This is a genomic window from Nonomuraea sp. NPDC049695 (assembly GCF_040674955.1).
Taxonomy (GTDB): Bacteria; Actinomycetota; Actinomycetes; order Streptosporangiales; family Streptosporangiaceae; genus Nonomuraea; species Nonomuraea helvata.
In genome coordinates this window covers 111,992-138,452 of the sequence record NZ_JBFANV010000003.1, presented here as the reverse complement: position 1 = coordinate 138,452, position 26,461 = coordinate 111,992, and the positions used below count along the sequence as shown (strand labels likewise).

The window sequence follows — 26,461 nt, the reverse complement described above, 5'->3', positions numbered from 1 at the left end:
GTCGCTACATATATAGTTCGGGACATGAGTGAAGCGAGTGCTACAGAAATTCGTTGGGTGATCGTCGTGCAGTTGACTGCTCTACCGGCCTGGCTCGCTCTCGATCGTGAGCGGCGCCGCGCGGTCGTGGCCTCACTTGAGCCTGTGCTGCGTGCCTATCAGGACGTGCGGGTGAGGTGGATCGACACGGAGTCGTTCACCGCCGACTGCAGTGACGTGTTGATCGCCGAGACCTCCGACTTGCGGATATGGAACCACCTGTTCGAGGCCCTGCGCGACAGTGTCCTGTTCGCGACGCCCTACTTCCGGCTGGAGCGCATCCTGACGGGCATCGAGGACGGCTATCGCGACTACGAGAGCGCCGCCGTCTAGAGATGATCACGCGCTCGGCCAAGAGCTGGGCTGCTGAAAATGGCTTTTGTAGTCATCTATGACGCGAACGTGCTCGACGCATTGGAGGCTGCCGGCCTCGTCGAGTCAGCTGCCGCCCATCGGGGCGGATAGGCACCTCGACACGCCTGCCCCGCACCTGCGCCGCGTCACCGACCGCAGTGCATCGGCAGGTCAACGCTGACCATGGCGGCCCTCGCCATGCGGGTGCGGCCGGACGCCACAAGGTGATCATCTCTCCGTGATGGGCCCTACGAGCAGCGGGCGGTCGAGCATGTCCGGCGTGAACGGCACCCCGGTGACCTTCGCCGCCAGGGCGAAGGCCCTCGGCACGGCGGTCTGATGGTTGTCCTCCCAGGCGGCGTGCCACGCGGCATCGTCCTCAGGCTCGTCCAGCCCCATGCCCAGCTCCCGCATGAAGGCGTTGAGCCGGTCAGGGTCGGAGCCGTAACGCTCGTACGGGTGCCGCAGCCGGTAGCCGGTGACGATCGTGCCGTCGATCGCGTACTCGAAGCTGTGCTCGGCGGCGTAATCGTGCCGGGTGGCCGCCAGCACCTCGCAGCCTCGTGACAGCCTGGTCACCACCTCGTGGAGCGTGACCATCCAGCCGTAGGGCTCGACGGCCACGCACCACTCGCCGGCCTGGAAGACGCCCACGTAGCCGCCGCCGTCCCCGCCTGCCGTCTCGTTGACGAACTCGTAGGCCTTGTCGTCGAGCCCGTCGAAGTCCGACTCCTGGCCGGAGTCCTCGCCGCGGCTGAAGCGGCGCACCACCTCCGCCGGCTCGAGCCCGCGGAAGAAGGCCACGCTGAAGATCACGCCCAGTGGGCCGCCGCCCGCGCCCTCGGGCACGTCAACCCACTGGAACGGGGCCAAGGGGTCGGCTGTCGTCATGCGGGCCATGGTGGCAGGCCGTACCGACATTCAGCCGAGATCGCCCGCCGAGCCGAAGCGGTCGCCGGCCCCTCGGGCGGTTCTCTACGCGGGCACCTGTGCTTTCCAGGCCGGATCCCGGCCGATGACGCCGAGCAGGCGGTCGAACTCGGGGGCGTCGTCCGGCACCGCCACCGGCGGCCCGAAGGCGCCGCGCTGCCTGCCCATCTCCACCATCTGGTCGGTGAAGTGCAGCGCCCGGGAGACGGCCGCAGGCTCCGGCTCGTACTCCTGGCCCGTGGCCCTGGCCAGGTCCCAGCCGTGTACGACCATGTCGACGAGGTACATGTGGGCCAGCACCCCCATCGGCAGACCCATGGCGGGACTGGTCCCCTCCCACGTCTCGAGCCGCGACCAGGCGGCCAGCGTGCGCTCCGCTCGATCGTGGAAGTCGCCCGCGTACGGCCCCTGCTCGACCCGCGGCCCCGTGCGCGCCAGCGACTCGAACAGCTCCGCCACCCACTCGAGGTGGTTGATCAGGCCCTTGACGTCGAAATTCGCGCAGGGCGTCGGGAGGCCGAGCTGCTCCGGCCGCACCGCGCGCACCAACCCCACGGTCCGTTCGGTGGCACGCGTCATCAGCGGAATCATGTCTTCCATGGCAGCCATGGTGCCCCGTCTGCCCGAGGCACGGCTTGTAGAAACGCGACAGCGCGGCTGGGTCAACCCGTACGCGGGGCTCAAAGCCTTTGATTTCGCCCGGCAGGCGCCATCGCCTGAAATTTCGGCGTACGTGAGTCACTTCTGGGTCGTCACGTGGACCGACCTCGCCGAGCCGTACGAACAGCGCATCGTCTCCCATCCCACCGTGAACATGACGATCACCCGGGACTTCCACCGGATCGCGGGAGTGATCAGGGGCGGGTTCTCCTACACGATGCGGGACAGCGGCCGCGTGGTCGGCACGCGCTTCCGCCCCGGCGGCTTCCGGCCGTTCCTTGGCGGTCCGGTGTCCCAGCTGACGGGCCGCTTCGTGGAGATCGCAGACATGTACGGCACGGCGGGCGCGACCCTGGTCGAGCAGGTCCTGGCAGAGGCCGACGCTCCGGCGGCCATCGCGCTCATCGAGAGATTCCTGCTGAGCCGGAAGCCGGAACGGGATCCGCTGGCGGAAGAGGTCGCGGCGCTGGTGGCGATGGCGGAGAACGACGTGTCCGTAACCAGGGTCGACGAGCTGGCCGCCAGATCCGGGCGGTCGGTGCGTTCGCTGCAGCGGCTGTTCAGGGATTATGTGGGCATCGGCCCCAAGTGGGTGATCCGCCGCTTCCGCCTGCACGAGGCCGCGGAGCGGATCTACCAGGGCCTCGACCTCGCCACGCTGGCCGCCGAGCTCGGCTACACCGACCAGGCCCATCTGACCCGGGACTTCACCGCCGCTGTCGGCATGCCACCCGCCGCATACGCCAAGCTCAGAAGCCAGTCCTGATCCAAGCCGTCAACAATTATAGGTGCAGCTATCATAGTCGGAGCTACCATTGGTCGGAGGTGACGGGCGTTGCTTGGCAAACCGGAGCGTCTGTTCGGGCGTGCCACGGAGTGGGAAGAACTGGCCGACTTCGTCACCGCTCCGGCGAACGGTGCCACCTTGGGCCTGGTCTACGGGCGTCGCCGTCAGGGCAAGACCCTCATGCTCGAGCTGCTCGCACAGGAAACGGGCGGCATGCTCTTCGCCGCCACCCAGCAGACAGAGACGCAGAATCTGGCCGACCTTGGCGCCGCCTACGCGGCCTATCGCGGATTGCGCCAGGCGGTCTCGTTCGCCAACTGGCGGGAAGGACTCGACGAACTCCTCCGTCTCGGCGAAGAGCGGGCGACGCCAGTGATCGTCGACGAATTCCCCTACCTGGTCTCCGCGACGCCGGCGTTGCCGTCCTACCTGCAGCAGGCGTTGAGCCCGACGGGATACGCCAAGGAGCGCACTCGTACGCGGCTGATTCTCTGCGGCAGCGCCTTGACCACGATGGCCCAGTTGCTCGGCGGAGGCGCGCCGCTGCGTGGACGAGCGGTGCTCGAGCTGATCATGCGTCCTTTCGGGTTTCGCGATGCCGCTGCTTTCTGGGGCCTGACCGGCGACCCGGAGCTGGCTTTCCGGGTGCATGCCCTCGTCGGCGGCACCCCCGCTTACCTGGAGATGTGTGGCGGATCAGGTCCTGCCGATCTCGATGGCTTCGATCGATGGGTGCAGCGGCGATTGCTGAATCCCGCCTCGGCGATGTTCCGCGAAGGCGGGTTGCTCCTTCGGGAGGAGCCCTCGATCTCCGATCCCACTTCGTACGCGGCCACGCTGAGCGCCATAAGTGCGGGCAACCAGCGTCGCTCCGAGATCGCCGCCGTCCTCGGTCGTCCTGCGAGCGCGCTGGCCCACTTGCTGAACGGGCTGCAGAGCATCGGCCTCGTCGAGCAGGTCGACGATGCGTTGCGCGACAAGCGGAGCGTCTTCAGGATCGCCGAGCCGATCGTCCGCCTCCACCAGTTGATCACGCAGCGCCGCGAGCCCGAGCTCGTCAGCGGCCAGGCCGCGCGCGTCTGGCAGGCCAACGCCGACACGGTGGCGTCAAAGATCTACGGCCCCCACTTCGAAGACCTCGCCCGAGAGTGGTGCTTCCAGCATGCATCGAGCGACACGCTCGGCGGGGTCGCCAGTGCCGTACGCCCGACCGACATCCCGTGCCGGACGCACCGCAAGGGACATGAGCTCGACGTCGTGGTGACAGAGACCAATTCCTTCGCTTCTGATCGGATCATCGCGATCGGTGAGGCCAAGGCCACTCTCACGCCCATGGACGTCTCCCAGCTTCAGAGGCTGGAGCATCTGCGCGCGCTGCTCCCCGACGCCCGGATAGACAAGCAGCCCAAGTTGCTGCTGTTCGCAAGGCCCGGATTCACCGACGACTTGACGGAGGCAGCGCGGGCGCGCGCGGACGTGGAGCTCATCGACCTGGGCCGCATGTATTCCGGCGAGTGATTGCCGCGCCGAGAGGAACGCGGCCGGAGCCCCATCCCGTCCCGTCAGAGGTGGGGAGGCAGGGGGCCGAGGTCGGTGACGACTCGGGCGAAGGCGCGGATGAGGTCGTTCTCCGTCTCGGGGCGCCACACCGGGGCGAACGTCAGAGGCGGCATGTCGGTGACGGGCACCCAGGCGATGTCGGGACGGGAGAAGTAACGGGGCATGTGAGCGGCCATGAGGTTGACGATCTGGCCGGTGCTGACGAGCAGGAAGACCTCGTCGTTGTTCGTCGCGGACGGGCCGCGTTCGAGCAGGTGGCCGCCCGGGGTGTGAAAGGGGACGAAGCTGTCCACCCAGTAGTCCGGAAGGGACGTCGGGTGTCCTGAATGCTGGAAGTGGGCGACAGCCTCGACGGAGATCGACGATCGCCCGGCCAGCTCGTGGTCGGCGGCCACGGCCAGCAGCCGGCGGTCCTGGAACAGGAGCGGGCCGACGGTGAGGTCGGGTTCCTCCACGGGCAGCCAGGTGACCAGGATGTCGATCTCGCCGCGCCGCAGCGCACGGAAGGGATCGACGTAAGGGATGTAGCCCAGCTGCAGCTCACAGTACGGGTGATGGGTGCGGAAAGCCGCCCAGTAGGGGCGCAGGTCGTGGACGTTGGCCGGGATCAGGCCGATCCGGAGCCGGGCGGTCTTGCCCTGAGCGGCCATCTTGGCGCGCTGCATGCTCTCCTTGAGCCCGGCGTACAGCGGCCAGAGATCCTTGCGCAGCTGCTCGCCGACCGGTGTCAGCCGTACCCTGCGGCTGCTCCGCTCGAACAGCAGGGCGCCGATCTGGCGTTCCTGCTTCTTGACGGCCTGAGTGACCCGAGCGGGGGTCAGGCGCAGCCGCTCGGCGGTGCGGCCGAAGTGCAGCTCGTCGGCCAGTGTCAGGAAGATCTCGATGTCGCGAAGCTCCATGACCCTTCCTCACGTGACCCACGGGGCAGGCCTTGGTCCACGCCGATTCTAGGTCTCGGGGAGAGCCGGAACGTCTCCTGGGGAAACTCCCTGTTCGATAAAATAAGTGGGATTTCCTTACCTGGTCACGCCACACTGATCAAGAACCAGTGAGGAGATTCATCCCATGCCGAACCAGCCCGCACCGAACCTGCTGTCGTGGGCCAGCGAGATCGACGAAGGCGCGATCATGCAGGCCGCTCGCACCGCCCGCCTGCCATTCGTCTCCGGTCACGTCGCTCTCATGCCCGACGCGCACGTCGGCATCGGTGCGACGGTCGGCTCCGTGATCCCCACCGAGAACGCGATCATCCCCGCCGCCGTCGGCGTGGACATCGGTTGCGGCATGGTGGCCACGGAGACCTCGCTCACGGCCGCTGACCTGCCCGAGACCCTCGCCGCCCTGATGCCGATGGTGGAGCGGCGCATCCCCGCCGGCGTCGGGAAGGGGCACGACGACCCGTCCGTGGACCGCGCGCTCACCGATCTCGGGCTCCCGCACACCGACCTCACCCTCAAGCAGGCGAAGAAGGTGGCCGACCAGTTCGGCACCCTCGGGTCCGGCAACCACTTCGTCGAGGTCTGCCTCGACGAGCGGGACCACGTCTGGACCGTGCTCCACTCGGGCTCGCGCGGCATCGGCAACCAGCTCGCCCAGATGCACATCACGGGCGCGAAGAAGCTGATGAAGGTCCAGGCCATCGGTCTGGAGGACCCGGACCTGGCGTACCTCGTGCAGAGCACGCCGGAGTTCACCGCGTACATCGAGGACATGCTGTGGGCGCAGCACTACGCCATGGCTTCGCGTGCCCGGATGGACAAGGTCCTGATCAACGCCCTGTTCCGGGTCGTCGGCAAGGGGCAGCGGGTGCGTACGATCAACTGCCATCACAACTTCACCCAGCAGGAGAGCCACTACGGGAAGACCCTGTGGATCACCCGCAAGGGTGCCATCAAGGCCGACACCGGTGACGAGGGCGTGATCCCCGGCTCGATGGGCGCCCAGTCGTACATCGTGCGCGGCCGCGGCAACCCCGAGTCGTACAACTCCTGCGCTCACGGTGCGGGACGCCGCATGTCGCGTACCAAGGCGAAGAAGGAACTGTCCGTGGCCTCCCTGACCCAGGCGATGGGCGGCCGCACCTGGAACGCGAACCGGGCGGCCGCGCTGGTCGATGAGCACCCGGAGGCGTACAAGCCCATCGACCAGGTGATGGCGGACCAGGAGGATCTGGTCGAGGTCCAGCACACGCTGCGCCAGATCTTCAACTACAAGGGGTAGCTCACCGCGCCGAAGACCTGACGCTGGAGTCGATCAGCTCCAGCGTGCGGGAGTGGAGTCGTTCCGCGGCGGCAGGGGCGAACGCCGGGCGGTCCACGCTGATCCGGCGTTCGCGCATGAAGGCGCTGAGCGGCTCGGCGGGTGGGTCGTCGATCAGGGCGACGATCGGCTTGATGCCTTCCTCGACCGGCAGCCCGTGCCTCTTGAGTTGCGCCACGTGCGCGGCGGTCGTCTGGTCGTACTCGCCGGCCACGCTCGTCGACACGCCGCCGGGGTGCATGAGGACATATCGGGTACGGTCGCCGTGCCGCGCGGCGAAGGCCACGCCCAGCAGGTCGTTCGCCTTTCCGGCCTGGAACTGCGCGGCCATGCCGTCGTACCCGCGCTCGAGCATGAGGTCGTCCCAGCGGACGAGCTCGGTCGGCTGTCCCGGGCCTGACACGTTCACGATGAGGCGAGGTGCGGTGAGGCCGTAACTGAGGAGGAAACGGCTCAGGTAGTCGAGGGCGAATGTGCCCTCCACCCCCTCGGCCGTCACGAACCGGTGCGTACGGAAGAAGCGCGCGCACAGCACGAGCGCGTCCACGGCCGGGAACCTGGCGTTGATCTCCTCGATCACCCGCCGGTTCTCGCTGATCAGGCTCAGGTCAGCGGGGATGAACGCCGCCCCGGGGACGGCCTTGGACTTGTCGCGCCCGATGACGGCCACGGCGTCGCCGCGTTCGAGGTAGGTGCGGGCGAGCGCCCGCCCCATGCCGTCCGTGCCGCCGCTGATCACCAGTGTCTTCATGAGGTCCTCGCCAGTTCTTCTTCCGGTACGGCATCAGTACGGGGGCTGCCCGGCAGCAGCGGTACGGCGGCCAGGATGATCACGATCATGGCCACGACGAGCCAGAAGATGCCGTGGAACCCGGTGATCACGTCTCCGGCGGTCTGCAGGATGAGCGTGACGACGGCGACGCCGAGCGCCGCGCCGAGCTGGTTGAGCATGTAGAGCACGGAGCTGCCCTGCGCCACCATGGACGGCGGCAGCGCGCGGTACAGGGCGCCCATCGTGGGCGCGCTGAAGCAGCCGCTGCCCAGCCCGATCGTGAACGCCGCCAGCGCCGGCCAGATCTCCGGCGTGTCCGTGCCGATCCCGGTGAAGGCCAGCGCGCTGAGCCCGGCCCCGATCGCGCCGCCGGCGGCCAGCCCGCGGGCGCCGATGCGGTCCGACAGCCGCCCGGCCAGGGGCATGGCGACCGCCCCGCCGAGCCCGATCGGCGCCATCAGCAACCCGGCGGCGAGCACGCCGTGTCCGTGGGCCTGCTGGTAGTACAGGGGCAGGGCGAACAGGGCGGCGAAGAGGGCGAGCCCGCCGAGCCCCATGATCGTGACGCTCGCGCTGAAGCCCCGGCTGGTGAACAGCCGCAGGTCGATCAGGGGCGGGCCGCCCCGCCCCTTTCGCAGGGCGCGTGCGGCGTAGGCGAGCAGCAGCGCCGCGCCCACGCCCAGCGGGAGCAGCGCCTGCCAGGCGGTGAACGCGCCCTGCTCAGCCGTCTGCGACAGCGCGAGGACGACGGCCGCGAACCCCGGCCCGAGCAGCGCCAGCCCCATGACGTCCAGCCGCGCAGAGGTCCGGCCCTCGCCTGCGGAGTCGGCGGGGATCGCGCGCAGGGCCAGCAGCAGCGCCACGAGGCCGACGGGCACGCTGAGCAGGAACATCCACCGCCACGAGAGGCCGGAGAGCACCGCGCCGCCCGTGATCGGCCCGAGCACCGGCCCCAGCGACAGGACGACTCCCATCAGCCCCATCACCCGTCCGGCGTGGCGCGGCCCGGCGGCGCGGGCCAGCAGGATCAGCACGAGGGGGTCCAGCAGCCCAGCCCCGAACCCCTGCAGCACCCGGAACACGATCAGGGCGCCGACGTTCCAGGCGAGCCCGGCCCCGAGCGCGCCCGCGAGGAACAGCCCCAGCCCCACGAGCCACAGCCGCTTGCCGCCGAACCGGTCGACGGCCCAGGTGGTGAAGGGGATGGTGGCGGTCACGGCCAGGAGGAACCCGGTGGACGTCCAGCCGATGGTGCTGAGCGAGGTGTCGAACGCCCCGGCCAGGGTGTCGACGGCGACGGCGGCCATCGTGCTGTTGAGGATGCCCAGCAGCCCGCCGAGCAGGATCACGCCGATGACACCCAGCAGCCGCGGGTCCAGACGATCGTCATCATTTGAACTCATGGGTTCAACGTAGTTACCTCATGCGTTCGCATGCAACTCTTACGTCCATGAAGTTGAACCGGCGAGTACAATCTGGAGGCATGGCCACCACCTCACGGGGACGCATCGACAAGCGACAGGCGATCTTGGAGGGCGCGTTCGCCGTGTTCGCGCGCCTGGGCTACGCGCAGGCCTGCGTGCAGGACATCGCGGACGAGGCCGGCGTGGCCAAGCCGACGGTGTACAACCACATGACGGACAAGGCCACCCTGTTCAGGAACGCCATGGAGGCCGCCGCGCAGACCGCGTTGAACGAGCGCCGGGCGGCCCTGGAGCCGCTGGCCGACCCCGGGGGCGACCTGCGTGCCACGCTGGTGAGCGTCGCCGGAGAGCTGCTCCGCCTCCACACCGACGAGCGCTCGTGCGCGCTGCGCCGCCTGCTCTACTCGGAGGCCCTCCGCTTTCCCGACGTGCTCGACATCGTCAAGGAGAGCGGTCCCCACCGCCTCAACCAGGCCCTGGCCGACCGCCTGGCCCGGCTCGCGCTCGCGGGGCGGCTGCGGGCCGACGATCCGGACGTGGCGGCCGAGCAGTTCATGGCGCTGCTCATCGGCCCGCTGGAGGCCCGTTCCCAGATGGGCACCCGTACGATCCCGGCCGGTGAGCTGCAGGACGTGGCCGGCGCCGCCGTGGATACCTTCATGAAAGCCTGGAGCACGGACCAATCATGTTGACAAGACCCCTTGTCGATGGTAGGCAAGGGATATAGTCTGCCGCGTGTGGTGGAACGAGACGACTACGCGGCCATCCGCGATCGGATCATCAGGCTCTCCCACACCCATGGCTTACGCTGCGACTGGGCGGAAACGACGAAACGCCAGCGATTCCTCCTGCTGTGGGACGCCGAGGGCCGCGTCGCGGCCCGCGCGGTCGTCCCGCTCTACCCTGGGGAGACGCCGCACCTGGTGGACTCCCTCGAACGGGGGCTCGCGCCGTTGTTCGGCGACGACTGGCTGGAGGATCCATGACCGCGGACCGCGTTGACGTTCACATCACGCTGGCGGGCAGTCTCTGGCTGGCCCAGGTGGACGGCGTGGCCGGCGGCATGTCCGCCCGCACGTTGAAGGAGCTGCACGGGGACGTCGCCGAGGGGCTGCCGTTCCTCTTCGCCGACCGCCCGCAGCCGCCCACGCCGGTCTACCACTACGCGCTGCCCGGTCTGTCCGAGCAGGACCTGGACGACTTCGCCGCCCTCCAGCGCCAGGCCGCCGCGATCGCCGAGGACTACACGCGTACGCTGAAGAAACGCGTCAAGCACATGCACGAGCTCGGGCTGTCGGACGGTGACATCGGCGAGCTGCTCGGCCTGACCAAGCAGCGCATCCAGCAGATCCGCACCAACGCCAACGACGAGTCCCGCCAGGTCTCCTAGGGCTTGGCGTCGGTCCAGCCCGCCTCGATCAGCGCGGTGGAGTTCCAGACCGTGCCCGGCTCGAAGCCGGCCTGGAGGCCGCCCGGTTTGACCACGACGTTCTCGTTCGCCAGCGCGCGCCCGGTCGCCTCGTCGAAGATCAGCCGATTCTCCGTGACGCCGCCGCCCTGGGTGCGCTCGTTGATCGTCACAGCCGTGCCCGGGCGTCCCTCCGCGTCCGTGACGTTCTCGACGACCTTCACGTCGTCGAGCTCGGCCAGCATCCGGAACGCTGCCCCGCGCACCTCGGAGGTCACCGGCATATCCATGATCAACCCCATGCTGACCACGAACAGCCACGCGTCGCCCGACTTCGGCACGTCGGTGTCCTGACCCTTCCAGGCCAGTAGTCGCTTCTTGAGCGTGTCCGGGTCGCTGGGCAACTCGCGCAGGTCCTTCATGGTGACGTTGCGGCCCAGCCAGAACACCTCGTCGCCGTCCGGCAAGGGACTGTGACCGGTCATGGCCCGTCTCGGCGACGTCTTCAGGACCATGGGCCGGCGCTTCCCGGGGACCGTGACCTCGATCGCGGTGGGGGACCCGGCCCGCTCCCACGCCTGGCGGTCCTTCTCGGTGGCCGGGCGCGCCCCGAGGGACTGCATGCGACCCCACTGCTCCTGGCCGGCGCCGGTGGCGCTGGGCGTCCAACCCTCGTCCCGCCGCTTGTCCAGGACTCGGTAATCGCCCTTGGCAGCGGTGAAAAGGGTCCGTTGCACCGACACGGTGTGCCAGTATTCCCCCTTGCCCTCCGGTTGCCGGTCCGCCTTCCCGGCGGCGGCCAGCAGCACGTCGCGAGCCGACAGCGTCACCTTCTGAGTGCTCGGCACGCTCGCGGGGCTGCCGACGGGCGGACGTGGCGCCGGCGCCGTGCCGTTCATGGAGACGACCACGGCCGCCGCTGTCACGGCCGCCGCGGCCCCTGCCAGGCCCAGCCCCCACGCGGGCCGGACGGCCCGGCGCCTGCGGCGCACCGGCCTCGGGGCCGCCATGGCGCGGGAGAGCTCGGCGGCTCTGGTGCGCGGGTCGACGGGCCGGTCATCGAGGTGGGCTGGCCTGGCGGCCTTGAGTTCTTCGATGGGGTTCATGACCACTCCTCGCTGAGGTTCCGCACGTGGGGCAGGGGTTCGCGCCGGGCGCCGGCATCTGTGGCTTCCATGGCCTGTTTGAGCCGTTTGCGGGCCCGATGCAGCCGTACGCGGAACGCCGCCGACGAGCAGCCGACGACCCGCGCGCCCTCCTTCGGCGACAGCCCGTGCCAGGCGACCAGGACGAGGAGCTCCCGGTCGTCCTCGGCCAGGGTGGCCAGCGCACGCAGCACGCCCAGCCGCTCGGTCACCTGATCGGCGACGTCCCCCTCGGTCCAGGCACGCAGCTCGGCCGCGATCGCCTCCCGGCGTACCTCGGCGCGTACGTTGTCGCGCAGCACGTTTCTCGCGACGCCCAGCAACCACGGCAGCGCCGGCTCGGGCACGTCGTCCAGCCGCCGCCAGGCGATCGCGAACGTCTCGCTCACCACCTCGTCGGCCACCTGCCGCCCCGCGCGGCTGACCACATAGGCCCACACACGTTGCCGGCATTCGTCGTACATGCCGGTGAACCGGTGCGCATCATCCGTCACCGCCCAGCCCCTTCGTTCGGGATGCGTTCTTCTGACACCACGAAGTGGTCCGAACCCTCCCGTTGTTACACCTCGGCTGGTGAAATGCCGAACGGCGCCCCCTGGCTCAGGAGGCGCCGTTCGTACAGTCCGGGCTACCTGACCCAGAGGTAGTACCAGCCGGTGCCGTTCAACGAGCACTTGTATTCGTTCCAGCCCTCACGCTTGTACGACTGACCCATGTCGACGCACTTGCTGTAACTGGTGTACTCGCCGATGTAGGTCCACGACGCGGCCTGGGCCGGCGCGGCGATGCCGAAGGCGGCCAGCGCTGCGATACCTGCTGCGACGATGCCTGCACGAACGCGCATGCGTGTTTCTTCCCTTCTGCGGGGGGCTTACGTGATCAACGATCACGACCGGCGCTACAAAAGGGCTATAAACCAGATACAGAACAATCAGGCAGCCAGCCCCTCGTAGGCGGCCAGTACGAACCCCAGGCCGCGGTCGTCCCCGAGCCGGCCCTGCTCGAGCATCTGGTTCATCACGTACGCCACCGTCATGCGGGCATCGAGGTCGATCAGCACCATGGAGCCGCCGCGCCCGCCCCAGGAGCACGTACGTGCCCCGCCGACCAGCCCGTAGCCCATGCCGTACCGCATCCGCGCGCCCAGAACGGGGTCGAACCCCTGGTACTGCTCCTCCACGGCACGCTCACAGCCGGCCTCCGACAGCAGTCGCACGCCGCGCAGCGTTCCGCCGCAGGCGAGCACGGACTGGACGAGGCCGACCGAGCGGGCGTTGCCGTGGCCGTTCGCGGCCGGGATCTCGGCACGCCGCCAGGCGGCGGTGTTCGCGTCCGCGGGCTCCACCGGGGGATTGCCGGACGAGTCGGAGGGACTCGGGGGCGGGATGTTGGGGGCGACCCGGTGATCGTGCTCGGCGGTGAGGCCGATGTGGAAGTCGGCGCCCAGCGGCCCGGCCACCTCCTCGGCGAAGAAGGCGCCCAGACTGCGACCGGTGACGCGGCGGACGACCTCCCCGACCAGGAATCCCTGAGTGATCGCGTGATACCCGGCCTCCGTGCCGGGCTCCCAGCGCGGAGCCTGCGCGGCCAGTCGCGACGTGGCCCCGTGCCAGTCGTAGAGGTCCTCGACCGCCATAGGTTCGTCCCAGGTGGGCAGGCCGGCGGTGTGGGAGAGCACGTGCCGGATCCGCACGTGCTCCTTGCCCGCGGCGGCGAACTCCGGCCAGTAGGCGGCGACCGGCGCGTCCAGGTCGAGTTCGCCCCGGTCAGCGAGGATCAGCGCGCACAGCGCTGTCATCGTCTTGGTGGTGGACCAGACATTGGTGATGGTGTCGCGCTCCCAGGGGACGGTGCGGGCCGCGTCGGCGTACCCGCCCCAGATGTCCACCACCGGCTCGCCGTCGACGTGGACCGCCACCGAGGCGCCCACGTCGTCTTTGTCGAGTGAGGCGGCGAGCAGGTCGCGCACCTCACCGAAGCGGTCCTCGCACATGCCATGAACGTCGGCCATGAACGGGAACGTAACCCGGGTCACCGCAGGCGAGCCACGGCTTTTGTACCAGCGTTCATCGATAGGTTGCGGCCATGGAGATCGGTGAGCTGCTGGGGTCCGGGCGGACCGCGGACGTGTACGCCATCGACGGCGACCGGGTGTTACGGCGCTACCGGATGGACATCGACGCGCGGCGGGAGGCGGCGGTCATCGCGTACGTGGCAGCGCACGGCTTCCCGGTGCCCGAGGTCTATCCAGGCGCGGCTCGGGCCACCGACCTGGTGATGGCGCGGTTGACCGGACCGACCATGTTGCGGGCCCTCATCGACAGGGAGATCGCGCCCGAGGAGGTGGGCGCGGTTCTCGCGCGGCTGCTGCTGCGGTTGCACGAGATCCCGGCCCGGGTGTCCGGGGATCCCGCTGATCGGGTGCTCCATCTCGATCTGCACCCCGACAACGTCATGCTGACGCCCCGAGGGCCCGTGGTGGTCGACTGGTGCAACAGCCAGGAGGGACCGCCGGGGACGGACTGCGCCATGTCGGCGTTGATCATCGCGCAGGTGGCGGTGGACGAGGAGAGCGAGTTCGCCGGCCCGGCGCGGGCGGCCCTCGTCGCCCTGCTCGCCGGGCTCGGCGGCGCCATGGACTTCGATGACGGGCTCGAGCAGGCCAGGGTGAGGAGAGGCGCGAATGCGACGCTCACCCGGCGGGAGCTCTCGCTCCTCGACGACGCCGTGCGGCTGATCCGCGCCCGCGCCTGACGGGCGCCTATTCGGCCCAGGCGGTCGTGGCGTCGATGCGTTCGCGCCAGAGCTTCTCGCCGCCACCGCCGGGCTCCCAGCGGACGCAGAAGTCGAGCAGGTCACGGCAGCGCGTCACCATCGCCTCATGGCGCTCGGCCCACTCGGGAACGGGGCCGTCGTAGGCGGCGAAGAAGTGGGTGAGCAGCGGGACGTGCTCCGGGTGGTGGCTGCGGATGATCCACTCGCACCACGCCAGGTCCTCGACCGGGCGCCCGGGGTGGGCCCATTCCCAGTCGAGTATGGCGGTCGTCCGGAACGTGGCCGGGTCGAACAGCATGTTCTGCGGGCCGAAGTCACCATGCACGATGCCCAGCCGATGGAGCTCGGACAGGATCCGGCCGCACTCGGTGAGCACCTCCGCGGCGTGGCCCTCGTCGAGGAGGTCCTGGCCGTGGACGCCGGAGACGAAGCGGGTGGTCAGGCTCGTCTCGGTGACCTTGTGCACGCGGGGCACGGGGATGCGGCCACGCAGGCGGCGCAGGTATCTGCTCTCCGTGCCGAGCCGGAACGCCGCCTCCGGGCCCTGGTAGCACTTCACGACCAGGGCGCCGTCGCCGAATGTGCTGTTGGTGTACCCGTGCTTCACAAGGGTCGATTCTGGCGTACCCGAGCCGCTCCCAGACGCCCGGCACGCTATCGAACGCGACTCCGATACACGATGTAAGGACGGAACAAGTACCCCAAAGGGGCGGAAAACGCATGCACCAGGCGGCTGAACGGGAAGAGAACGACCAGCGCCATCCCGATGACGGTGTGCACCTTGTAAAGAATGTCGGCCTGCCCCATCGACATGGCGTCCGGCTGGAGGATGAAGACGCCGCGGAACCAGGGCGCGACCGTGGTGCGGTAGCTCACCTCGCTCGGCACGAACCCCGCGACCGTCGTCGCCAGGCCCGTCACGATCGACCCGGCCAGCACCGCGTACATCGTCTTGTCGTTGGCCGTGGTCGCCATGAACACCGGCCCGTTGGTGCGGCGGCGGTGGATCAGCAGGACCATGCCCGCCAGCGTGGCCAGGCCCGAGAGGCCGCCCCAGATGAGCGCGTTCGTGTGGTACGCGTCGTTGGCGACGCCGATCGCGTCCGTCCAGCTCATCGGGATCAGCAGCCCGGCGACGTGGCCGACGATCACGACGAGCAGGGCGTAGTGGAACAGCGGGCTCGCCAGGCGCAGCAGCGCGCTCTCGTAGAGCTGGGACGAGCGGGTGGTCCAGCCGAACCTGTCGTACCGGTAACGCCAGATCAGCCCGCCCACGAAGATCACCAAAGTGACGTACGGGGCGACCATCCAGATCATGCTCTCCCCCCATGTCACAGGTAGCCTCCTACGGTCTCGGCGGGCGGGCCGTCCTGCGCCAGGCGCGTGGCCTGGAGCCGTTCGGCGGCGGTGATCGGCGGGAGGGTCGCGCAGACCGCGCCGATCACGTACGCGTACGGCGAGTCGCGGTCGGTCAGGGCGGTGAGCAGCAGCTCCAGCCCCGGCCTGTGCTCCTTGATCAGCGCGGCGCCGGAGGGATCATGCGCGGCGAACTCCAGCATCACCGGCAGGAAGTCGGGCAGCTCGTCGTCCATGAGCTCCCACCCGGCCGCGCGGTAGCGCTGTTTCAGCGCGGCCAGCGAGCGGCCGCGGCGGCGGGTGTCGCCGTCGGTGTAGTAGGTCAGATAGAGACAGCAGCGCCGGTGCAGGTCGAACGTCTCCACGTAGTGCGCGGCCAGCTCGCCGGGGCCGAGCTCGGAGACCCGCGACAGGAACGCCCCGAAATGCGGCTCGGCCGCCTCCCTGATCAGCGGGAGGCGACGCCAGAAGCGCTCGTCGGGGTAGGCGAGGAGATGCGCGGCGGCTTGCCAGATCACGGCCCTGTTCATGAGCTTCCTCTCTTGGGACCCCTCTTGGGCGGGAACAGGCCGGCGGGGGTGCCGCGGCCGTCCCAGTTGAGCAGGTTCACCCGGTCATGGGTGATCTCGTCGCTGGTCTGGCGCTCCTTCAGGCCGTGGAAGCTCTCGATCGAGACCGGGACCGGTCTGCCCGACGCCTCCCCGAACGGGCTCTGGGCGCCGCGTCCGGCGTCGTAGTCGAGAGGGCATGCGCCCTCCTCCACGATGCCCGGAGGGATGTTGCCGTAGGCGGTCGGGATCACGTACCGCTCCTCGTACCTGGCCAGCGCCAGCAGCCGGTACATGTCGCGCACCTCGTCTTCCGACAGGCCCGCGTCCGGGAGGACCGGCGGCTCGCCGAGGTTGACCGCGCGCATGTACGACCGCATCGCGGCCAGGCGGCGCAGCGCGGCGGTCACGGGCGCCGGGTCGCCGGCCGAGAAGAGCTCCGCCAGGTAGCCGACCGGGATGCGGAGCGACTCGATGGCGGCGAACAGGTTGCCCGCGTCCTCGCCGTCGTGGCCTCCGCCGGCCAGCGCGTCCACGACGGGGGAGAGCGGGGGGACGTACCAGACCATCGGCAGCGTGCGGTACTCCGGGTGCAGAGGGAGCGCGATCCGGTACTTCTTGATCAGGTCGTACACGGGTGATCTGCGCGCGGCCTCCACCCAGTCGGCGGGCAGCCCGGCCTCGGTCACCACCGGGTCGTGCGGGTCGACGAACAGGTCCAGCTGGGCCTCGTACAGGTCGCGCTCGTCGGCGACCGAGGCCGCCGCGCTCACGCGGTCGGCGTCGTACAGCAGCACCCCGAGGTAGCGCAGGCGGCCGACGCAGGTCTCCGAGCAGACCGTCGGGAGCCCGACCTCCACCCGCGGATAGCAGAAATGGCACTTCTCCGCTTTGCCGGTCTTGTGGTTGAAGTAGATCTTCTTGTACGGACAGCCCGTCACGCACATGCGCCAGCCCCGGCAGCGGTCCTGGTCCACCAGCACGATGCCGTCCTCGACGCGCTTGTACAGGGCGCCCGACGGGCAGGAGGCCACGCACGACGGGTTGAGGCAGTGCTCGCAGATGCGCGGCAGGTAGAACATGAACGCCTGCTCGAAGGCCAGCCTGACCTGATCCGACACCTTGGCCAGGACGGGGTCGGGCGACGGGTCGCCGCCGAGGTTGTCGTCCCAGTTCGCGCTCCAGCGGATCTTCATCGGCTCGCCGCTGATCAGGGACCTGGGCGGCGCCACGGGTACGTCGCCGGACAGCGGGGCGTCGGTGAGGTGCTCGTAGTCGTAGGTCCAGGGCTCGTAGTAGTCCTGGATGGAGGGCATGAGGGGGTTGGTGAAGATGGTGAGCAGCTTGTGGACGCGGCCGCCCGCTCTGAGCTTGAGTCGGCCGTTCCTGCCGCGCACCCAGCCGCCGCGCCAGCGCTCCTGGTCCTCGTAGCGCCTGGGGTAGCCCTGTCCCGGGCGGGTCTCGACGTTGTTGAACCAGACGTACTCGACCCCTGGGCGGTTGGTCCAGGTCTGTTTGCAGGTGACCGAGCAGGTGTGGCAGCCGATGCACTTGTCCAGGTTCATCACCATGGCGACCTGGGCCATGATCCGCATCAGTACTCCACCTCCTGCGATCGGCGCCGGATGGTGGTGATCTCGTCGCGCTGGCTCCCGGCGGGGCCGAGGTAGTTGAAGCCGTACGAGAGCTGGGCGTACCCGCCGATCATGTGCGTGGGCTTGATGAGCAGCCTGGTCAGGGCGTTGTGGATGCCGCCTCTCCGGCCGGTCGCTTCCGATCTGGGCACGTCGATCAGGCGGTCCTGCGCGTGGTGCATGTACACCGTGCCGCGCGGCATGCGGTGCGAGACGACGGCCCTGGCCACGACCACGCCGTTGCGGTTGACCGCCTCGATCCAGTCGTTGTCCGCCACGCCCAGCTCGGCCGCGTCCTCCACCGACATCCAGATCGTGGGGCCGCCCCTCGACAAAGTCAGCATGAGCAGGTTGTCCTGGTACTCGGAGTGGAGCGACCACTTGCTGTGCGGGGTGACATAACGCAGGGTGCCGGTCTCGCCGCACAGCGCGGCCAGGTCCAGCGGTGGGCGGTAGATCGGCAGCGACTCGCCGTACTCGTGCATCCAGTCGTGGTCGAGGAAGAAGTGCATGCGGCCGGTGAGCGTGTGCCAGGGCTTGCCGTTCTCCACGTTGATCGTGAAAGGGGAGTAGCGGCGGTCACGCGACTCCTTGCCCGACCACTCCGGGCTGGCCGCCACGTGCACGGGCCCGGCCTGCGCGTCGGCGAAGTCGATGCGGTGCCGTACGTCGATCAGGTCCTCGAAGCCGGTGCCCGTACGCCGGGAGAGCTGGCTGAAGCCCTGCGCGGCCAGCCTGCCGTTGCTCACGCCCGAGAGCGCGAGTATCGCTTCGCACGCCTTGGCCTCGGTGTCGAGCTCGGGCCTTCCCTTGGCGACGCCCCACGGCACCAGGCCGCAGCGCAGGCCCAGCCAGGCAACCTCCTCGTCGGGCAGGAACGTGACACCCTTGACCGGCAGCCCCAGCTGCTCCGTGAGCGGGCCGAGCGCCGCCAGCTTCTCGGCGACGGCGCCGTAGTCGCGCTCCACCACCGTCAGCTCGGGCCCGCCGCCTCCCGCCAGCTCGCCCGGCGTGTCGTGCTGGTACGCGGTCGCCACCACGTCCCTGCGGACGCCGAGATGCTCCTTGGCGAGCCTGCTGAAGGCCCCAGCGATAGCGTGAAAAGCCGAAAAATCGGTCTTTGTCTCCCAGGGCGGGCTGATCGCCGGGTTGAAGGCGTGCACGAACGGGTGCAGATCCGTGCTCGACAGGTCGTGCTTCTCGTACCAGGTGGCGGCCGGGAGCACGATGTCGGAGAAGATCGTCGAGGACGTCATCCTGAAGTCGAGCGTGACCAGGAGGTCCAGCTTCCCGCTCGGGGCCCGCTCGTCGGGGTGCTTCAGGTTGGAGGTGGTCCCCAGCAGGTGATGGAGGAAATACTCGTTGCCCTTGGCGGAGGAGCCGAAGAGGTTCGAGCGCCACAGGGTGAGCACGCGGGGCCAGTTGCGCGGGTCGTCCGGGTCCTCCGCGGCGTGTCTGAGCCGTCCGGAGCGGAGCTCCTCGAGGGTGTGGGCGATGGGGTCGGCGGCGTCGCCCAGGTCCAGCGGGTTGCGGTCGAAGGCCGGGGACATCGGCATCCAGCCGTTCCTGACGGCCTCGGTGACCAGGTCGGCGGTGTGCTTGCCGCGGAACTCGCCGGTGGCGAGCGGCGAGGCCAGCTCGCCCGCGTCGAAGTGGTCGTAACGCCACTGGTCGGTGTGCAGGTACCAGTACGGCGTGCCGGGGACCTGCCGCGGCGGCCGCGACCAGTCCAGGGCGCCCGCCAGCAGCGCCCAGCCGCTCTGGGGGCGGCATTTCTCCTGGCCCACGTAGTGCGCCCAGCCGCCGCCGTTGCGGCCCTGGCAGCCGGTCAGCAGGAGCAGTGACAGGAAGGCCCGGTAGATCGTGTCGCCGTGGAACCACTGCGTGGTGCCCGCGCCAAGGATGATCATGCATCGGCCCTTGGTGGACTCGGCCGTCCTCGCGAACTCCCTGGCGATCCGCGCCGCCCTTTCCGCGGGCACGCCGGTGATCTTCTCCTGCCAGGCAGGCGTGTACGGCTCGTCGGCGTCGTAACCGTCCGGCCAGTCACCCGGGAGCCCGTCGCGCGCCACCCCGTACTGGGCCAGGAGCAGGTCGAACACCGTGGTCACCAGGTGGTCGCCGACCCTGGCGACCGGCACGCCCCTGCGTACCGAACGGCCGCCGTCGAAGCGGGGCAGCAGGACCTCGGCCGTCTCGCCGCCGTACAGGGTGAGCCTGGGGTCGGTGTCCAGGCCGAGGTTCCAGCGGCCCTCGCCGGACTCGGTCCAGCGGAAGCCGATCGAGCCGTTCGGCACGACCGGCTCGCCGGTCCGCGACATGAGCACGGTCTTCCACTCGGCCGCCTCCTGCTCCGAGCCCAGGTCCCTGGCCGTGAGGAACCTGCCGGGCACGTACGCCTCCGCGTGCTCCTTCAGCCGGACGAGGAACGGCAGGTCGGTGAAGCGCTTGACGTAGTCGGTGAAGCCGGGCGTCTCCCGCTCGACGAAGAACTCCTTCAGCAGCACGTGCCCCATGGCCATGGCCAGCGCGCCGTCCGTGCCCGGCCGCACGCTGAGGAACTCGTCGGCGAACTTGGCGGCGTCGTTGAAGTCGGGGGAGACCACCACGACCTTCTGGCCCCGGTAGCGGGCCTCGGCCATCCAGTGGGCGTCGGGGGTGCGGGTGACGGGCACGTTCGCGCCCCACATGATCAGGTACGCGGCGTCCCACCAGTCGGCCGACTCCGGCACGTCCGTCCGGTCGCCGAAGACCTGGGGCGAGGCCACGGGCAGGTCGGCGTACCAGTCGTAGTAGGAGAGCATGGTGCCGCCGATCAGCGACAGGAACCTGGAGCCGATGGCCTGGGAGACCATCGACATGGCGGGGACGGGGGAGAAGCCGGCGATCCGGTCGGGGCCGTACGTCTTGATGGTGTGGACGTGGGCGGCGGCGATCATCTCGACCGCCTGGTCCCAGGTGATGCGGATGAGGCCACCGCAGCCTCGGGCGGTCTGGTACTTACGCCGTTTCTCCGGATTTTTCGTGACTTCTGCCCATGCGGCGACCGGGTCGCCGTTCAGGCGTCGCTTCGCTTCCGCGTACATCTCGACGAGGACGCGCCGGGCGTACGGGTAGCGGATCCGGGTCGGGGAGTAGGTGTACCAGGAGAAGGCCGCGCCGCGCGGGCAGCCGCGCGGCTCGTACTCGGGGCGGTCGGGGCCCACACTCGGGTAGTCGGTCTGCTGCGTCTCCCAGGTGATGATGCCGTCCTTGACGTAGACCTTCCACGAGCACGAGCCCGTGCAGTTCACGCCGTGCGTCGAGCGGACCACCTTGTCGTGGCTCCACCGGTCGCGGTAATAGGCGTCGCCTTCCGTGCCGCCCTTCAGATAGAGGGTGCGCAGGTCGGTGCTGGTGACCGACCTGCGCAGGAATCGGCCGGTCTTCAGCAGGAGGTCCTCCGCGCTCATACCCCCACTCCATCACAGATAGTGACCCTCTGTTACACAGGGTGTATGCCTGAGCTTCGTAAAGGTCACGTGCCTGTGGAGGTGCCGGGGCGGAGAAAACCGTTTGCCCGGCCGGGGGGTGCCTTGTCAACCTTGTCAGGCCATGCGCTCCCTTCCTGAAGCCGATCCCGGCGAGCCCGACATACGCAGCCCGCTCCGCTACCTGTGGTGGACCGCGCGGCGGCAGGGCAGACCCCTTCTCGCGGGCATCGGCTTCGCGACGCTGTGGTGGCTGGTGCAGGCGCTGATGCCGGCGGTGCTCGGGAAGGGGATCGAGGCGGTCACCGCCAAGGACACCGGGGCGCTGCTGCTCTGGGCGTCGGTCCTGTTCGGGCTGGGGCTGGTGCAGGCGTTCACCGGGATCATGCGGCACCGGATGGCGGTCTACAACTGGCTGGCCGCCGCGTACCGCACCGTCCAGCTGACCGCCGGGCAGGCCGCCCGGCTGGGCGCCACGCTGCCGAAGCGGCTCTCGACCGGCGAGATCGTCAGCGTCGGCAACTCCGACATCGCCCACATCGGCAACTCCATGGACATCCTGCTGCGCGGCACCGGCTCCGTCGTGGCGATCGTCACCGTCACCGTGATCCTCATCTCGACCTCGCTGCCGCTCGGGCTGCTGGTCCTGTTCGGCGTGCCGCTCATGGCCGTCGCCGTCGGGCCGCTGCTCAGGCCCCTGCACAAGCGGCAGGCCAGGCAGCGCGAGCTGACCGGCGACCTGTCCACCAGGGCCGCCGACATCGTGGCAGGCCTCCGGGTGCTGCGCGGCATCGGCGGCGAGGAGGTCTTCGCCGCGCGCTACCGCGCCGGGTCCCAGCGGGTCCGGCAGGCCGGGGTAGGCGTGGCCGGGGTCGAGTCGGTGCTCGAAGGCGCCCAGATCGTGCTGCCAGGCCTGCTCATCGCGGTCGTCACCGGCGTCGGCGCCACGTTCGCCGTCGCCGGGGAGATCCCCACGGGGCAGTTGGTCGCCTTCTATCTCTATGCCGTGTTCCTGATCGGGCCCATGCGCACGCTCACCGAGGCCGCCGACAAGCTCACCAAGGGCCACGTGGCGGCCGGGCGCGTGATCCGGATCCTGTCCATCGAGCCCGAGATCACCGGCGGCGCCGGGAGCAGCGCGGGCGGCGTGCTGCGCGACTCGTACAGCGGCGTCACCCTCCAGCCCGGCTGCCTCACGGCGGTCGCCGCCGACGCGCCCGAGGACGCCCTCGCCATCGCCGACCGGCTCGGCCGCTACGCCGACGGCGACGTCATGTTCGGGGCGGCCGACCTGTCCACGCTGCCCATCGAGGAGGTCCGCTCCCGGATCCTGGTCGCCGACAACGGTGCCCGGCTGTTCACCGGCCGCTTGCGCGACGAGCTGGACGTGCGCGGCGAGGCCACCGACGAGGAGGTGCGCCAGGCCCTGCACGCGGCCTGCGCCGAGGACATCGTCGAGGCCCTGCCCGACGGGCTCTCCGCAGTGGTGGCGGAGGGCGGGCGGGAGTTCTCGGGCGGGCAGCAGCAACGGCTGCGCCTGGTCAGGGCGCTGCTGGCCGATCCGGAGGTGCTCATCCTGGTCGAGCCCACCAGCGCCGTCGACGCCCACACCGAGGCCCGCATCGCCGAACGCCTGGCCAAGGCCAGGGCCGGCAGGACCACGCTGATCTGCACGACCAGCCCGCTGGTGCTCGACCGCACCGACCACGTCGTTTACGTGGAGGACGGGCGGGTGCTCGCGGAGGGCACGCACCGGCAGCTGCTGGGCGACTCGCCGGAGTACGCCGCGACCGTGACCCGCGGAGAGGACTGAACCATGCCCCGGACGTATGAGTCCGCTGCTGAATGCCGGGAGGGGTGAGGCCGCATGGCTCGTGAGATCCTGCCGGTCGCCGACCGGAAACAGGTGCGCGCCTACGCCAGGCGGCTGACGCTCCGCTACCCGCGCCGGCTCGCCCTCGCGCTCGCCCTGCACGGGCTGGCGGCCGTCGCGGGTCTGGTCGTGCCGTGGCAGCTCGGCAGGCTGGTGCAGGACGTCCAGTACGGCGCCGAGGTCAACGTCGCCGTCGTGGCCGCCGCCATCGGGGGCTTCCTGCTGCTGCAGGGCGTGCTCGTACGGTACGCGGTGCTGGCCTCGGCCAGGCTCGGCGAGAAGGTGCTGGCCGAGCTCCGGGAGGAGTTCGTGAACCGGGTGCTCGGGCTGCCGCTCTCCACGGTCGAGCGGGCCGGGTCCGGTGACCTGATCACGCGTACCTCCCGTGACGTGGACTCGCTGTCCCGGACCGTACGGAACGCCGTGCCGGAGACGCTGATCGCCCTGGTCACCTTCCTGATCACGATCGGCGCGCTGCTCGTGGTCAGCCCCCTGCTCATGCTGCCGATGCTGATCACCGGGCCGGTGATCTGGATCTCCACCCGCTGGTACCTGAAACGGGCGCGGGACGGCTACCTCCGCGAGAACGCCGCCTATGCCGACATGACCGAAGGACTGGCCGAAACCGTCGAGGGCGCCCGGGTGGTGGAGGCGCTCGGGCTTCAGGCGCGCCGCCGAGCGCGTACCGACGGCGACATCAGCCGTTCCTTCGCGGCCGAACGGTACACGCTCGGGCTCCGCACCAGGTGGTATCCCGCGGTCGAGCTGGGATACGTGATCCCAGTCGTGACTACCCTGCTGGTCGGCGGCCTGTTCTACGCCAACGGGTGGGTGGCGCTCTCTCAGGTGGCCACCGCCACGCTCTACGCGCAGCAGCTGATCGACCCCCTCGACAGGTTCCTGAGCTGGATCGACGAGCTGCAGGTGGGCGGGGCGTCCATGGCCCGGCTGCTGGGCGTGTCCAACGTGCCCGACGACCGGGCGGCCGGCTCCTCGCGCCCCTCCGGGGAGCTGCTGGAGGCGGCCGACGTCCGTTACGCGTACCGCGAGGGCCGCGACGTGCTGCACGGGGTGTCCCTGACCGTCCGCCCCGGGGAGCGGCTGGCCATGGTGGGGCCTTCCGGGGCCGGCAAGTCCACGTTGGGGCGGCTGCTGGCGGGGATCCACGGGCCGCGTACCGGATCGGTCACCGTGGGCGGGGTGCCGCTCGTCGACCTGCCGCTGGGCGAGCTGCGGGGGCACGTGGCGCTGGTCACGCAGGAGCACCACGTGTTCAAGGGGTCGTTGCGCGACAACCTGCTGATCGCCCGCCCGGACGCCGACGACGCGGCCGTACGGAAGGCGCTCGAGGCGGTGGACGCGCTGGAGTGGGTGCTCGCCCTGCCCTCGGGGCTGGAGACGGAAGTGGGCTCCGGGGGCCTGGCGGTGTCGCCCGCGCAGGCCCAGCAGCTCGCCCTGGCCCGCCTGGTGCTCGCCGACCCGCACACCCTGGTGCTGGACGAGGCCACCTCGCTGATCGACCCTCGGGCGGCCCGGCACCTGGAGCGGTCGCTGGCCGCCGTACTGGACGGGCGCACCGTGATCGCCATCGCCCACCGGCTCCACACGGCGCACGATGCCGATCGGGTGGCTGTCGTGGAGGACGGGCGGATCAGCGAGCTGGGGTCGCACGAGGAGCTGGTGGCGAAGGGCGGCTCGTACGCGGCGCTCTGGACCAGCTGGCACGGCACTCCCACGACCACCTCCTCCTGAGCGTCGTGGCGGTCCACGAGGCCCTGCCGACGACGCCTGTGTAGCGCCTCACCGCGTCCGGGTCGCTCTCTCCTGAACGCGTAGTAGCTCCTGGTTCTGGCGGTTGTGTCTGCGGAGCGTTGCACCGTGTCCGATGGGTACCCGCTCGTGAGTGGCGGGTGGCGCACGGCATCCCGGAGGCCACCCTCCTGAGCAGGTGGCCGCCGGGATCACAGGGGGCAGAGGTCAGAGCTCAGAGGCCAGCGGCCAGCGGCCAGGGGCCAGAGGTCAGGAGTCAGGCCACGGGAACCCAGGTGGGGCCGTCGGCGGTGTCCTCGACGCGGCCGAACACCACGTCGGCGAAGTGCCCGCCGAAGCCGATCGTGTCGGGTCGCAGCAGTTCCTTGACCAGCCGGTGCCGGTGCAGGGTCGACTCCACCGAGTCCAGGTCCGGGGCGGCGGACCAGTTCGGGTGGCGGATCTGGGCCGCGGTGTGCAGGGCGTCGCCGAAAGCGATCAGCCGCCGGTCGCCGGACGTGATCGTGTACGTGGCATGCCCGGCCGTGTGCCCGGGAGCCAGCGTCACCCGAACGCCCGGGAAGATCTCCTCACCCTCACGCACTGTACGCACATATGGCGCCAGCGCGGCGAGCATCTCCTCGGTCGTGCCCTGCTCGATGCTCAGCCGGCGCTGATCCCATTCGGGCTCGCTGAACAGGTAGGCAGCCGGGGCGAAGGCAGGCCGGTCGCTCCCTGGCGCGGGGTGCCAGGCCCAGCCCAGGTGGTCGAGGTGCAGGTGGGTGAAGGCCACCGCCTCGATCTCTTCGGGCTTGCGCCCCAGCCGCACAAGATTGTCAAGCAGTTGACCACCGTGGATGGCACCGATCCGCGGGTTGTCCGGGTCGTCGGGCAGGGACACCGGTCCTACCCCGGCATCGATCAGCAGTGCTCTCTCGCCGTACTCCACCAGCAACCCGCCGATGCTTCCCACCAGGTTTCCCGTGTCGTCGAGAAAGGCGGCATTGTCGTTCCAGTCCTGCTCTGTCGTTCCTGGCAACCATCCGTAGGGCTTCAGCTGCACCACACCGTCAGGCACATAGGTGATCTTGAGGTCGCCGAACTCCAGCGAACGGATGGGGGACGGCCGACGCAGACGCTCTTCATAAAGGCTCATGCCTCAGAAACTTACAACTAGAACTATTAAAGCTGCAAATATGCAGACTTGAGGTAGTCTGATCGGTATGACGCTGCCCGAGCCGTCCACCCATGCCGCCGCCGCCGACAGTGAGGCGCTGGCCGTTGCCGAGCGGAACCTGTGCGGGCTCGTCAACGCCCTGGCCAGGCAGATCGAAGGCCACATCAGGGAGCGGGCCGGCGCCCTGAACCTGACCGCCCCTCAAGCAGTGGCGCTGCGTGAGCTCACCGGCCCGCTGACCATGCGTGACCTGGCTGACCGCATGGGGTGCGAGCCGTCGAACGCCACGTTCGTCGTCGACCGGTTGGAGGAACAGGGCATCGTCGAACGCCGCCCCCATCCGAGCGACCGCCGGGCCAAACAACTCGTGCTCACCTCCGAAGGCATCGCCCTGCGCGACCGCCTGCTGGGCCTGCTCACCGAGGGCTCACCCTTGGCCAAGATCACGCCGCAGGAGCAGGCCACCCTGAATGATCTGCTCCTCCGAGCGCTGCAGTAGACAGGAAGATCACGCGCCACTTCGCTGCCCTGCCCTGGTCTG

At 69.7% G+C, this 26,461-nt stretch carries 26 protein-coding genes; 11 read left to right on the top strand and 15 right to left on the bottom strand.

Annotated elements, in window-relative coordinates:
• Positions 1–24 precede the first annotated feature (24 nt).
• The gene (locus AB0J64_RS04140; protein WP_364020297.1) at positions 25–372 is read left to right on the top strand and encodes a darcynin family protein; all 348 of its coding nucleotides are present in this window, start codon (positions 25–27) and stop codon (positions 370–372) included.
• 249 nt (positions 373–621) lie between these two features.
• Here the strand turns inward: AB0J64_RS04140 and AB0J64_RS04135 are convergent, their stop codons facing one another.
• Together AB0J64_RS04135 and AB0J64_RS04130 are read right to left on the bottom strand one after the other, a co-directional pair.
• Entirely contained in the window at positions 622–1,284 is a 663-nt protein-coding gene (locus AB0J64_RS04135) for a DUF6461 domain-containing protein (RefSeq protein WP_364020294.1), read from the bottom strand.
• Between the two features lie 84 nt (positions 1,285–1,368).
• Positions 1,369–1,923, bottom strand: coding sequence for a TIGR03086 family metal-binding protein (locus AB0J64_RS04130; RefSeq protein WP_364020291.1), 555 nt, complete (start codon positions 1,921–1,923; stop codon positions 1,369–1,371).
• Here AB0J64_RS04130 and AB0J64_RS04125 point away from each other — a divergent pair.
• Both AB0J64_RS04125 and AB0J64_RS04120 read left to right on the top strand, forming a co-directional pair.
• Positions 1,922–2,749, top strand: coding sequence for a helix-turn-helix domain-containing protein (locus AB0J64_RS04125; protein ID WP_364020288.1), 828 nt, complete (start codon positions 1,922–1,924; stop codon positions 2,747–2,749). The genes AB0J64_RS04130 and AB0J64_RS04125 overlap by 2 nt on opposite strands.
• A gap of 69 nt (positions 2,750–2,818) precedes the next feature.
• On the top strand, positions 2,819–4,288 hold the full coding sequence (locus tag AB0J64_RS04120; protein ID WP_364020285.1) for an ATP-binding protein: 1,470 nt from the start codon (positions 2,819–2,821) through the stop codon (positions 4,286–4,288).
• A gap of 44 nt (positions 4,289–4,332) precedes the next feature.
• Here AB0J64_RS04120 and AB0J64_RS04115 read toward each other — a convergent pair whose 3' ends face one another.
• On the bottom strand, positions 4,333–5,229 hold the full coding sequence (locus AB0J64_RS04115) for a LysR family transcriptional regulator (protein WP_364020282.1): 897 nt from the start codon (positions 5,227–5,229) through the stop codon (positions 4,333–4,335).
• 166 nt (positions 5,230–5,395) lie between these two features.
• On the opposite strand from AB0J64_RS04115, the gene AB0J64_RS04110 reads away from it, so the two are divergent.
• Positions 5,396–6,550 carry an RtcB family protein gene (locus AB0J64_RS04110; RefSeq protein WP_364020279.1) on the top strand — a complete coding sequence of 385 codons (1,155 nt, stop codon included), beginning with the start codon at positions 5,396–5,398 and terminating at the stop codon, positions 6,548–6,550.
• Between the two features lies 1 nt (position 6,551).
• Here the strand turns inward: AB0J64_RS04110 and AB0J64_RS04105 are convergent, their stop codons facing one another.
• Positions 6,552–7,340: an SDR family NAD(P)-dependent oxidoreductase gene (locus AB0J64_RS04105; RefSeq protein ID WP_364020276.1), complete on the bottom strand. Its 789-nt coding sequence runs from the start codon at positions 7,338–7,340 to the stop codon at positions 6,552–6,554.
• A complete protein-coding gene (locus AB0J64_RS04100) occupies positions 7,337–8,764 on the bottom strand; it encodes a DHA2 family efflux MFS transporter permease subunit (RefSeq protein WP_364020273.1) in 1,428 nt (475 codons plus the stop codon). The genes AB0J64_RS04105 and AB0J64_RS04100 overlap by 4 nt, the downstream gene beginning before the upstream one ends.
• Positions 8,765–8,844: 80 nt before the next feature.
• Between AB0J64_RS04100 and AB0J64_RS04095 the strand changes: the two genes are divergently transcribed.
• Genes AB0J64_RS04095 through AB0J64_RS04085 form a run of 3 tightly spaced genes read left to right on the top strand, consistent with a single transcriptional unit; the run spans position 8,845 to position 10,175 of the window.
• Positions 8,845–9,477 (top strand): TetR/AcrR family transcriptional regulator C-terminal domain-containing protein, encoded by a 633-nt coding sequence (locus AB0J64_RS04095; protein WP_364020270.1) that lies wholly within the window; start codon positions 8,845–8,847, stop codon positions 9,475–9,477.
• 45 nt (positions 9,478–9,522) lie between these two features.
• Positions 9,523–9,771, top strand: coding sequence for a hypothetical protein (locus AB0J64_RS04090; RefSeq protein ID WP_364020267.1), 249 nt, complete (start codon positions 9,523–9,525; stop codon positions 9,769–9,771).
• The gene (locus tag AB0J64_RS04085; protein ID WP_364020264.1) at positions 9,768–10,175 is read left to right on the top strand and encodes a hypothetical protein; all 408 of its coding nucleotides are present in this window, start codon (positions 9,768–9,770) and stop codon (positions 10,173–10,175) included. Before AB0J64_RS04090 ends, AB0J64_RS04085 begins: the two co-directional genes overlap by 4 nt.
• Here AB0J64_RS04085 and AB0J64_RS04080 read toward each other — a convergent pair.
• From AB0J64_RS04080 to AB0J64_RS04065, 4 genes are all read right to left on the bottom strand, one after another.
• Entirely contained in the window at positions 10,172–11,299 is a 1,128-nt protein-coding gene (locus AB0J64_RS04080) for a CU044_5270 family protein (protein ID WP_364020261.1), read from the bottom strand. The two genes, AB0J64_RS04085 and AB0J64_RS04080, sit on opposite strands and share 4 nt — an antisense overlap.
• Positions 11,296–11,832, bottom strand: a complete 537-nt coding sequence (locus tag AB0J64_RS04075) for a sigma-70 family RNA polymerase sigma factor (RefSeq protein WP_364020258.1) — start codon at positions 11,830–11,832, stop codon at positions 11,296–11,298. Before AB0J64_RS04075 ends, AB0J64_RS04080 begins: the two co-directional genes overlap by 4 nt.
• A 134-nt stretch (positions 11,833–11,966) precedes the next feature.
• Positions 11,967–12,182 carry a hypothetical protein gene (locus AB0J64_RS04070; RefSeq protein ID WP_364020255.1) on the bottom strand — a complete coding sequence of 72 codons (216 nt, stop codon included), beginning with the start codon at positions 12,180–12,182 and terminating at the stop codon, positions 11,967–11,969.
• Positions 12,183–12,269: 87 nt separating this feature from the next.
• The gene (locus AB0J64_RS04065) at positions 12,270–13,349 is read right to left on the bottom strand and encodes a serine hydrolase domain-containing protein (protein WP_364020252.1); all 1,080 of its coding nucleotides are present in this window, start codon (positions 13,347–13,349) and stop codon (positions 12,270–12,272) included.
• A 74-nt stretch (positions 13,350–13,423) separates the two neighbouring features.
• Here AB0J64_RS04065 and AB0J64_RS04060 point away from each other — a divergent pair, with 74 nt between their 5' ends.
• Positions 13,424–14,092 carry a phosphotransferase gene (locus tag AB0J64_RS04060; protein WP_364020250.1) on the top strand — a complete coding sequence of 223 codons (669 nt, stop codon included), beginning with the start codon at positions 13,424–13,426 and terminating at the stop codon, positions 14,090–14,092.
• Positions 14,093–14,099: 7 nt separating this feature from the next.
• Here AB0J64_RS04060 and AB0J64_RS04055 read toward each other — a convergent pair whose 3' ends face one another.
• Genes AB0J64_RS04055 through AB0J64_RS04035 form a run of 5 tightly spaced genes read right to left on the bottom strand, consistent with a single transcriptional unit; the run spans position 14,100 to position 21,103 of the window.
• Entirely contained in the window at positions 14,100–14,720 is a 621-nt protein-coding gene (locus AB0J64_RS04055) for a phosphotransferase (protein ID WP_364020247.1), read from the bottom strand.
• Between the two features lie 47 nt (positions 14,721–14,767).
• Positions 14,768–15,448, bottom strand: a complete 681-nt coding sequence (narI, locus tag AB0J64_RS04050; protein WP_364020244.1) for a respiratory nitrate reductase subunit gamma — start codon at positions 15,446–15,448, stop codon at positions 14,768–14,770.
• Positions 15,445–15,999 carry a nitrate reductase molybdenum cofactor assembly chaperone gene (gene narJ, locus AB0J64_RS04045; RefSeq protein WP_364020241.1) on the bottom strand — a complete coding sequence of 185 codons (555 nt, stop codon included), beginning with the start codon at positions 15,997–15,999 and terminating at the stop codon, positions 15,445–15,447. The genes narI and narJ overlap by 4 nt, the downstream gene beginning before the upstream one ends.
• Complete coding sequence (gene narH, locus AB0J64_RS04040) at positions 15,996–17,612, bottom strand: nitrate reductase subunit beta (RefSeq protein ID WP_364020238.1); 1,617 nt, start codon at positions 17,610–17,612, stop codon at positions 15,996–15,998. The genes narJ and narH overlap by 4 nt, the downstream gene beginning before the upstream one ends.
• The gene (locus AB0J64_RS04035) at positions 17,612–21,103 is read right to left on the bottom strand and encodes a nitrate reductase subunit alpha (RefSeq protein WP_364020235.1); all 3,492 of its coding nucleotides are present in this window, start codon (positions 21,101–21,103) and stop codon (positions 17,612–17,614) included. Before AB0J64_RS04035 ends, narH begins: the two co-directional genes overlap by 1 nt.
• 142 nt (positions 21,104–21,245) lie before the next feature.
• On the opposite strand from AB0J64_RS04035, the gene AB0J64_RS04030 reads away from it, so the two are divergent.
• Positions 21,246–22,934 (top strand): ABC transporter ATP-binding protein, encoded by a 1,689-nt coding sequence (locus tag AB0J64_RS04030; protein WP_364020232.1) that lies wholly within the window; start codon positions 21,246–21,248, stop codon positions 22,932–22,934.
• Between the two features lie 54 nt (positions 22,935–22,988).
• A complete protein-coding gene (locus AB0J64_RS04025; protein ID WP_364020229.1) occupies positions 22,989–24,746 on the top strand; it encodes an ABC transporter ATP-binding protein in 1,758 nt (585 codons plus the stop codon).
• Positions 24,747–25,020: 274 nt separating this feature from the next.
• Here the strand turns inward: AB0J64_RS04025 and AB0J64_RS04020 are convergent, their stop codons facing one another.
• Positions 25,021–25,899, bottom strand: a complete 879-nt coding sequence (locus tag AB0J64_RS04020; protein ID WP_364020226.1) for an MBL fold metallo-hydrolase — start codon at positions 25,897–25,899, stop codon at positions 25,021–25,023.
• A gap of 67 nt (positions 25,900–25,966) precedes the next feature.
• Between AB0J64_RS04020 and AB0J64_RS04015 the strand changes: the two genes are divergently transcribed.
• Positions 25,967–26,419: a MarR family transcriptional regulator gene (locus AB0J64_RS04015; RefSeq protein WP_364020223.1), complete on the top strand. Its 453-nt coding sequence runs from the start codon at positions 25,967–25,969 to the stop codon at positions 26,417–26,419.
• Positions 26,420–26,461 lie beyond the last annotated feature (42 nt).

Excerpts from the sequence above, each read along its gene's own strand:
- AB0J64_RS04140 (WP_364020297.1), top strand. The coding sequence starts at position 25 with ATGAGTGAAGCGAGTGCTACAGAAATTCGTTGGGTGATCGTCGTGCAG.
- AB0J64_RS04135 (WP_364020294.1), bottom strand. The coding sequence starts at position 1,284 with ATGACGACAGCCGACCCCTTGGCCCCGTTCCAGTGGGTTGACGTGCCC.
- AB0J64_RS04125 (WP_364020288.1), top strand. The coding sequence starts at position 1,922 with ATGGCAGCCATGGTGCCCCGTCTGCCCGAGGCACGGCTTGTAGAAACG.
- AB0J64_RS04130 (WP_364020291.1), bottom strand. The coding sequence starts at position 1,923 with ATGGAAGACATGATTCCGCTGATGACGCGTGCCACCGAACGGACCGTG.
- AB0J64_RS04115 (WP_364020282.1), bottom strand. The coding sequence starts at position 5,229 with ATGGAGCTTCGCGACATCGAGATCTTCCTGACACTGGCCGACGAGCTG.
- AB0J64_RS04110 (WP_364020279.1), top strand. The coding sequence starts at position 5,396 with ATGCCGAACCAGCCCGCACCGAACCTGCTGTCGTGGGCCAGCGAGATC.
- AB0J64_RS04105 (WP_364020276.1), bottom strand. The coding sequence starts at position 7,340 with ATGAAGACACTGGTGATCAGCGGCGGCACGGACGGCATGGGGCGGGCG.
- AB0J64_RS04100 (WP_364020273.1), bottom strand. The coding sequence starts at position 8,764 with ATGAGTTCAAATGATGACGATCGTCTGGACCCGCGGCTGCTGGGTGTC.
- AB0J64_RS04095 (WP_364020270.1), top strand. The coding sequence starts at position 8,845 with ATGGCCACCACCTCACGGGGACGCATCGACAAGCGACAGGCGATCTTG.
- AB0J64_RS04085 (WP_364020264.1), top strand. The coding sequence starts at position 9,768 with ATGACCGCGGACCGCGTTGACGTTCACATCACGCTGGCGGGCAGTCTC.
- AB0J64_RS04080 (WP_364020261.1), bottom strand. The coding sequence starts at position 11,299 with ATGAACCCCATCGAAGAACTCAAGGCCGCCAGGCCAGCCCACCTCGAT.
- AB0J64_RS04070 (WP_364020255.1), bottom strand. The coding sequence starts at position 12,182 with ATGCGCGTTCGTGCAGGCATCGTCGCAGCAGGTATCGCAGCGCTGGCC.
- AB0J64_RS04065 (WP_364020252.1), bottom strand. The coding sequence starts at position 13,349 with ATGGCCGACGTTCATGGCATGTGCGAGGACCGCTTCGGTGAGGTGCGC.
- AB0J64_RS04060 (WP_364020250.1), top strand. The coding sequence starts at position 13,424 with ATGGAGATCGGTGAGCTGCTGGGGTCCGGGCGGACCGCGGACGTGTAC.
- narJ (WP_364020241.1), bottom strand. The coding sequence starts at position 15,999 with ATGAACAGGGCCGTGATCTGGCAAGCCGCCGCGCATCTCCTCGCCTAC.
- narH (WP_364020238.1), bottom strand. The coding sequence starts at position 17,612 with ATGCGGATCATGGCCCAGGTCGCCATGGTGATGAACCTGGACAAGTGC.
- AB0J64_RS04035 (WP_364020235.1), bottom strand. The coding sequence starts at position 21,103 with ATGAGCGCGGAGGACCTCCTGCTGAAGACCGGCCGATTCCTGCGCAGG.
- AB0J64_RS04030 (WP_364020232.1), top strand. The coding sequence starts at position 21,246 with ATGCGCTCCCTTCCTGAAGCCGATCCCGGCGAGCCCGACATACGCAGC.
- AB0J64_RS04025 (WP_364020229.1), top strand. The coding sequence starts at position 22,989 with ATGGCTCGTGAGATCCTGCCGGTCGCCGACCGGAAACAGGTGCGCGCC.
- AB0J64_RS04020 (WP_364020226.1), bottom strand. The coding sequence starts at position 25,899 with ATGAGCCTTTATGAAGAGCGTCTGCGTCGGCCGTCCCCCATCCGTTCG.
- AB0J64_RS04015 (WP_364020223.1), top strand. The coding sequence starts at position 25,967 with ATGACGCTGCCCGAGCCGTCCACCCATGCCGCCGCCGCCGACAGTGAG.